The organism is Caldisalinibacter kiritimatiensis (assembly GCF_000387765.1).
In the GTDB taxonomy this organism is placed as follows: domain Bacteria; phylum Bacillota; class Clostridia; order Tissierellales; family Caldisalinibacteraceae; genus Caldisalinibacter; species Caldisalinibacter kiritimatiensis.
This window is the reverse complement of record NZ_ARZA01000236.1, coordinates 56,244-63,530: the sequence shown is the minus strand read 5'-3', so window position 1 is coordinate 63,530 and position 7,287 is coordinate 56,244. Positions and strand designations below refer to the sequence as shown.

At 28.8% G+C, this 7,287-nt stretch carries 6 protein-coding genes and 1 tRNA gene; 5 read left to right on the top strand and 2 right to left on the bottom strand.

Going from position 1 to position 7,287, the window contains the following annotated elements; translation table 11 throughout:
* From L21TH_RS10805 to L21TH_RS10795, 3 genes are all read left to right on the top strand, one after another.
* The coding region (locus L21TH_RS10805) for a sensor histidine kinase (protein WP_034429915.1) at positions 1 to 943 on the top strand (943 nt) is incomplete at its 5' end.
* Positions 930 to 1,583: a response regulator gene (locus L21TH_RS10800; protein WP_006315760.1), complete on the top strand. Its 654-nt coding sequence runs from the start codon at positions 930 to 932 to the stop codon at positions 1,581 to 1,583. The genes L21TH_RS10805 and L21TH_RS10800, both read left to right, overlap by 14 nt.
* A 236-nt stretch (positions 1,584 to 1,819) precedes the next feature.
* The gene (locus tag L21TH_RS10795; protein WP_006315759.1) at positions 1,820 to 3,247 is read left to right on the top strand and encodes an aminopeptidase; all 1,428 of its coding nucleotides are present in this window, start codon (positions 1,820 to 1,822) and stop codon (positions 3,245 to 3,247) included.
* A gap of 29 nt (positions 3,248 to 3,276) precedes the next feature.
* Here L21TH_RS10795 and L21TH_RS10790 read toward each other — a convergent pair whose 3' ends face one another.
* Positions 3,277 to 4,227: a selenium metabolism-associated LysR family transcriptional regulator gene (locus L21TH_RS10790; protein WP_242826522.1), complete on the bottom strand. Its 951-nt coding sequence runs from the start codon at positions 4,225 to 4,227 to the stop codon at positions 3,277 to 3,279.
* 87 nt (positions 4,228 to 4,314) lie between these two features.
* A tRNA-Leu gene (locus L21TH_RS10785) sits at positions 4,315 to 4,401 on the bottom strand.
* Between the two features lie 189 nt (positions 4,402 to 4,590).
* On the opposite strand from L21TH_RS10785, the gene L21TH_RS10780 reads away from it, so the two are divergent.
* Both L21TH_RS10780 and L21TH_RS13850 read left to right on the top strand, forming a co-directional pair.
* Complete coding sequence (locus L21TH_RS10780; protein WP_006315757.1) at positions 4,591 to 5,550, top strand: metal-dependent hydrolase; 960 nt, start codon at positions 4,591 to 4,593, stop codon at positions 5,548 to 5,550.
* Between the two features lie 112 nt (positions 5,551 to 5,662).
* Positions 5,663 to 7,231, top strand: a complete 1,569-nt coding sequence (locus tag L21TH_RS13850; RefSeq protein WP_006315756.1) for a L,D-transpeptidase — start codon at positions 5,663 to 5,665, stop codon at positions 7,229 to 7,231.
* The last annotated feature ends 56 nt before the right edge of the window (positions 7,232 to 7,287 follow it).

The window sequence follows — 7,287 nt, the reverse complement described above, 5'->3', positions numbered from 1 at the left end:
TAGAAATTTTACTAAATATAGTGAACAAGACATAAAAGAAGCTTATGAAGAAGCAAACAATTTAAGAATAAAATTGATATTAAAAAGAGAAGAAGAAAAATCTTTAATAAAAAAGAGAACTGAATTAGAGAAAAGATATAAAGATGCTGAAGAAATTGTCAAGAAGGCTGAAAAGCTAATGGCTCAAGTAGGGGTAGCGATGGAAGTTTTAACTGGAAATTTAGGAGGAATAATAGAGACGATAGAAGACATGAACAAAAGACAATTATTAGGGGTAAAGATAATACAAGCCCAAGAAGAGGAAAGACAAAGAGTTGCTCGTGATATACATGATGGACCTGCACAGACTATGGCTAATGTAGTTTTAAAAGCTGAGCTATGTGAGAGATTACTATCATTGGATGTAGGAAAAACTAAAGAAGAGTTAAAAAATTTAAAAAAAATTGTAAGAGAAAGTATAAAAGATGTTAGAAGAATTATTTATGATTTAAGGCCTATGTCTTTAGATGATTTAGGATTAATACCTACTGTACAAAGATATGCTCATAAGTTCACAGAAGATACAGAAATCGATGTAAATGTAATTGTTCATGGAGAAGCAAGGGAAATTGATTCAATTATTGAGATAGCAGTGTTTAGAATTGTACAAGAAGCTTTAAATAATGTAAGAAAACATTCAAAAGCTAAAAATGTAAAAGTTAAATTAGAATATGGAACTCAATATCTAAGGGCTGTTATAGAAGATAATGGAGTTGGTTTTGATTTAAGTAAAGAGCTTTCAAAAAACGATAATAAGGATACTGGTTTTGGTCTTATGGGAATGAGAGAAAGAGCAGAGCTTCTAAATGGTAATGTTAATATTAAATCTGTAATGGGACAGGGAACAAAAATTATAATAAAAATCCCATTAAATAACAAGGAGGTTACAAATGAAAACGAATAAAATAACTATTTTAATAGTAGATGACCATTCACTTTTAAGGCAGGGATTGATTCAAATTCTAGAATTAGAGAAAACTATAGAAGTTATTGGACAAGCAGGGGATGGAGAAGAAGCTATAAGGAAGGCCCAAGAACTTAGACCTGATATTATTTTGTTAGATATAAACATGCCGAAGCTAAATGGTATTGAAACATTAAGACGTCTTAAGGATATGGGAATACAATCTAAGATAATTATGCTTACCATACATGATGATAGAGAATATTTATTTGAGACCATTAACATAGGAGCAAATGGGTATGTGTTAAAGGATTCTGACGCAGATGGGCTTATTAAAGCCATAAAAACGGTTTATGGTGGTGAGTCATACATACAGCCTAATTTAGCTACACTTTTTGTTAAGGAGTCAAAGAAAGGAAAGTTTAAAAAAGATAGTAGAAAAGATTCTCTAACAAGAAGAGAGTATGAGGTATTAACTTTAATTGCTGAAGGACTAAATAATAGAGAAATAGCAGAAAGACTGTTTATAAGTGAGAAAACAGTAAAGAATCACGTATCAAATATATTCAAAAAGATAGGTGTGGCAGATAGGGTACAAGCAGCGATATATGCATATAAGAATAATATTAAGAAGATTTAATAGTATTAAATCTTCTTTCGTTATCTAACCTATATCTTTTTCTAGATATAGGTTTTGTAATGTTATTTAACTAATAATAAAAAGTATAATGTATTTAAGTATGGAATATATTAATATGGTAGTATTTAATACTTAAATATTAAATAAATTTAGTTATATTGACAAAATAAATAGTTAAATATAATATAGTTATTGTATACAAGTAAAAGATTAATTGTTGAATGGAGGGATTTTAAGTGGCTGAAAAGACAGAAGGAAAAGTACTACAAGAAAAATTAACACACAAATGGGAGTTAGTTTGGGATAAAATAGACGATAACGAAAGGGAAAATGTTTTCAACCTAGCGGAAGATTATAAGACTTTTCTAGACAAAGCAAAAACTGAAAGAGAGTCTGCTGCTGAAATAATAAGAATAGCAGAAGAAAATGGGTACATAAATATAGAAGAAGTAATAGAAAAGGGTATGGAAGTTAAGTCTGGTATGAAAATTTATGCTAACAATAGAGATAAAGCAGTAGCAATGTTTGTAATAGGTGAAGAGAGTTTAACAAAAGGTATGAATATAGTTGGTTCTCACATAGATGCACCGAGAATTGATTTAAAACAGTTCCCATTATACGAAGATAGCGATTTAGCTTTATTAAAAACACATTACTATGGTGGAATAAAAAAATATCAATGGGTATCATTACCTCTTGCATTACATGGTACAGTAATTAAGTCAAATGGAGAAAAGGTTAATATAGTAATTGGAGAAGACGAAAATGACCCTGTATTCTTTATAACAGATTTATTACCACACTTAGCTAAAGACCAAGTTGCTAAAAAATTAGCAGAAGGAATTACAGGTGAAGGATTAAATATAATCATAGGTAGCATTCCATACAATGAAGAAGATTTAAGTGAAAAAGTAAAATTAAATGTACTTAAGATGTTAAATGAGAAATATGGAATCACAGAAGAAGACTTTACAACTGCTGAATTTGAAGCTGTACCAGCAGGTAAAGCAAGAGATGTTGGTTTAGATAGAAGTTTCATTTCAGCTCATGGACATGATGATAGAGTATGTGCTTATACTTCATTAAGAGCTATGTTAGAGATTGAAAAACCAAACAGAACTGCGGTTGGATTATTTGTAGATAAAGAAGAGGTAGGAAGCCTTGGTAACACAGGAATGGAATCAAAATTCTTTGAAAATGTAGTATCAGAATTAATCGAATTAACTGAAGAAAGTTATAGTGAACTAAAAACTAAGAGAGCTATGGCTAATTCTAAAGTATTATCAGCAGATGTTATAGCGGCATTTGACCCAAATTATCCAGAGGTATTAGATAAGAGAAATTCTGCATTTATTGGAAAAGGTGTAGCTTTAGTTAAATATACAGGAGTTAAAGGTAAAGCACATAGTAATGATGCTAATGCAGAATACATTGCAGAAGTTAGAAGAATATTTAATGAAAATGAAGTTGTATGGCAAATGGGTGAACTTGGTAAAGTAGACCAAGGCGGCGGTGGAACTATCGCATATATTTTAGCTAATTATGGAATGGAAGTTGTTGACTGTGGAGTACCAGTATTAAGTATGCATGCTCCATATGAATTAGTAAGTAAAGCAGATGTTTATATGACATATAAAGCTTATAAAGCTTTTTATCAAGCGTAAAAAAATTGCGGCTAATTAGCCGCAATTTTTTATATAGAAGAACTTTTATTCTTAATAAATTCAATCATAAATTCCTTAAAGGCTTTAGTTAAAGGAGATAAATGTCTATTGTTGTGGAAAACAAAATAAAAATTCCTTGTAAAAATAAATCCTCTTATATGGTATGGTCTAATAGTCCCTTCTTCTATTTCTTTTTTTACAGCTCTTTCAGAAACTATACTTATACCTATGCCTTTTTCGACAAATCTTTTTATTGTTTCAGTATCTTCTACATAGGCTACTATATTTAATGAGTTTAAAGCTAAGTTATTTTCGTGTAAAACTTTTTCAATAAGGTGCCTTGTTCCAGAACCTTTTTCACGCAAAATAATTTTCTGATTTAATAAAAAATCTTTATCCAATGTTTCATAAGGTTCCCAAGGATAGTTATTATTATTTGGTGTAATTACCACTAAAGAATCTTCTATTAAGTTTATATATTCAAGATGTTTAGAGTTATACTTAGCTCCTACAATACCGAAGTCAGTATTTCCTTGTAATATATTATCAGTTACAGTTTTAGAATCATTATGGGAGACTGTAAACGTAACATCAGGATACTTTTTACTGAATTCTTTTAATAGATGAGGCAAAACATATTGCTTAGGAATAGAGCTTGAGCTGATTTCCAAGTGTCCTTCAATTTTACCTTTATGTACGCCTAAATCAAATTCAGCCATTTCACGCATGTTAATAATATTTACGGCATATTTATAAAGAATTTCACCAGCATCTGTCAAAGTTATCTTCTTACTTAATCTGTTTATAAGAAGAGTACCTAATTCTTTTTCTAAATTTTGAATATGACTAGTAACTGTTGGTTGTGTAAGATAAAGTTTTTCAGCAGCTCTAGAAAAACTTTTAAGTTTAGCGACTTCAACAAAAGTTTCTAGCTGTCTAAAATCCAAGGTCATCACCACTTTCAAATTTTCTATTACCATATTATTGTAAAAATTATTTTTTGTCAATTGGTGATGGATATTTGTAACAAAATAAACCCTAGGTCATTACAACCTAGGGTTCTCAACTGGTGCCGAAGGTGGGACTCGAACCCACACGGTATCGCTACCACCGGATTTTGAGTCCGGCGCGTCTGCCAATTCCACCACTTCGGCATATTCATTTTTAGTGACGAATTATATAATAACATAATCATAACAAAAATGCAACCTACGAAAATTATATGAAAATCATGGTATACAACCATAATCCTAGATAAATTGCAATTAGATACTATAAGCTTTTAGATGCTTTAAATGATATACTAATATATAAGAATATAAATAGGCAGGTGAATTTAATATATGGACCCAATAACGCATGGAGTAATTGGGCTAGGAATATCTGCATTAAGCGGACAACCTATAACTTTTGCTAATCCTATTGTAATAGGAAGTGTTATAGGGGCAATGTCTCCAGACATAGATATTATAGCTAAACATAAAGGAGATTATGCATATCTTAAGCATCATAGAGGCATATCCCATTCTATACCTGGCCTTATAACCTTAGCAGGAGCTATATCTTTATTATTAAATCTAATATTTAAAGATTATAGTTTTACCCATATTTTTATATGGACTTTTCTCGGGTGTTTATCCCACAGTGTATTTGATATGTTGAATTCATACGGAGTTAGGATACTTTTGCCCTTTAATAAAAAGAAGCTTGCAATGAATTTGCTTATGTTATATGACCCATTCATAATAATTCTTAGCTTTGGTTTAGTGGTTTTTAAAGGTGACGTTAAATTAAAGGCAATATTAGCAGCAACATCATTATTGGTATATCTATGTTTTAGACAGGCTATGAAAATAAAGGCCCGTAAGTTATTAAAGAATAAATATAGCAAATACTATAAAATTAAAAAAATAAGTGTATTACCGGGATTAATTAATCCTTTAAAATGGGATTTTATTATTGAAGCAAAACATCATAGCGTAGTTGGAGAAATAAATTATTTAAATAACAAAATTAAAATAAAGAAAAAATTAAGAAAAAAATATACTGATTTAATACGTCATATTAAAAATACAAGATTAGGTCAATACTTTTTAGATTTTACCCCTATTACTCATATAAGAATTATAGAAAGAAGAGATAAAATAACTTTACATCTTATTGATTTAAGATATTTTATAAGAAATGATTTTATGCATCATGCAACTATTATTCTAAATGAAGATTTAAAAGTTATTAAGGAAATATTTCATCCCTATAATTATAACAATAAAATTTTAATAAGTAATGAAGAAGCTTCTTAAAGTCTACCTTTGGTAAACTTTTATGCTTGTCTAATAATATCAAAATTTGCATATATTAGCATCTCTCGAAATATTTATTCTATATACTTACTTTTTTCGAGGGGGCTAGAGAATGAACAGAAAATTCATTATTGTAGTATCAGCTATGCTAATAATATTTTTTTTAGGCAATAATTTAAGTTATGGTGTGAATGTAGAAAATACTAAAGAAATAATTGTTAATATACCAGAAAGAACTTTATACTTATTAGAAAGTGGTGAAATATTAAAAAGTTATCCTGTTGCAGTAGGAAAAAAGAGAACACCCACTCCTGTAGGACGATATAGAGTGCTAAATAAAATAGTAGACCCATATTATGTTAAAGGCGATATACCGGGAGGAAGTATTTATAATCCATTAGGAAGTAGGTGGCTAGGTTTTAAAATACATTATGGGATTCATGGAAACAGTGATCCTAGCTCTATAGGAAAATATATTTCTGGTGGATGCATAAGAATGCATGAAAGAGACGTTCAAGAGTTGTATGAAAAAGTACCTATATCAACACCTGTTACAGTGACATATAATCTTATGAAAGTTGAAAAAGATGTTGATAATATTAATCCGGTATTAGTAGTATATAATGATTATTATTCAAAGGAAGAAGGCTTAGATACTAAAGTTATTAACAAATTGAAAGAATTAAATATATACGAGAAAATATCTACAGAGAGAGTTAATAAGTTACTTAAGTTGTTATCTAAAGAAAAAGTTGTGTTTTCTAAGGGATGGACTTTCTTTGTTAATGGAGATTATGTTACTGATGATATTTTAATTGAAAAAGATAAATACTTTGTAAACAAGAAGAAAATTGAGAAATATTTTAATATAAAAATTTTAAGTTTAGCGTCAGAGCAAAAAGCATTATTAATGAATGAAAAGGTATTAGAAAAGAGAATACAACAAAAGCAATATATTCCTATTGAAGAAATACAGAGGGTATTAGGTGGAGTTATTAAAATAGGGAAAGAAAAGCAGATTCTAGATTATAAATTAAATTACATGAAATTAAATGATAAGCTTGTAAAAGGTGAATTTTCAAACTTAGTCGAAAATCCAATTATACCGTTGTTTCCACTTGTAAATAAGTTAGATTTGAAAATAGATTTGGTTGATAATACTCTTGAATTTAAATATGGGGATAATAGTATTGATTATGTTATGTACAATAATAATCCTTATGTGTCAGTACAGACATTATATGATAAATTAAATATAACTAATGAAGTATTTACACTAAATAATAAATTAGAGCTTTATATTGACCCAATAATTGTATTTAATAATACTATTTATAATGGTAAACTAATTGATAAAAAAATATATATACCTTATGAGTTGATAAAATGTGCTAGTTGTTTTGATATACAACAAGATGAGACTGAAGAGATATGTCAACAACAAATATGTAAAGAAGAAAAAGAAAAGGTATTAAAAGAGGTAGTAGGAGATACAGAGCAATTAAAAGCTGAAAATCAAAATGTGAAAGAAGTGTGTAAGCTTAAAGAAATTGACACTATAACTATTGCTGGAACAGAGTATGTAATATTAGATGATATTAGACAATTTATGAAAATAGAAATGAATGAATTTAATACTCAAATATATTTAAGTGAAAAGGAAATCTCTAATAAAAATTGAATATAAACATATAAGAAAAAGGAAAACTTCCTTGCTATAGGAAGTTTTCCTTTTAA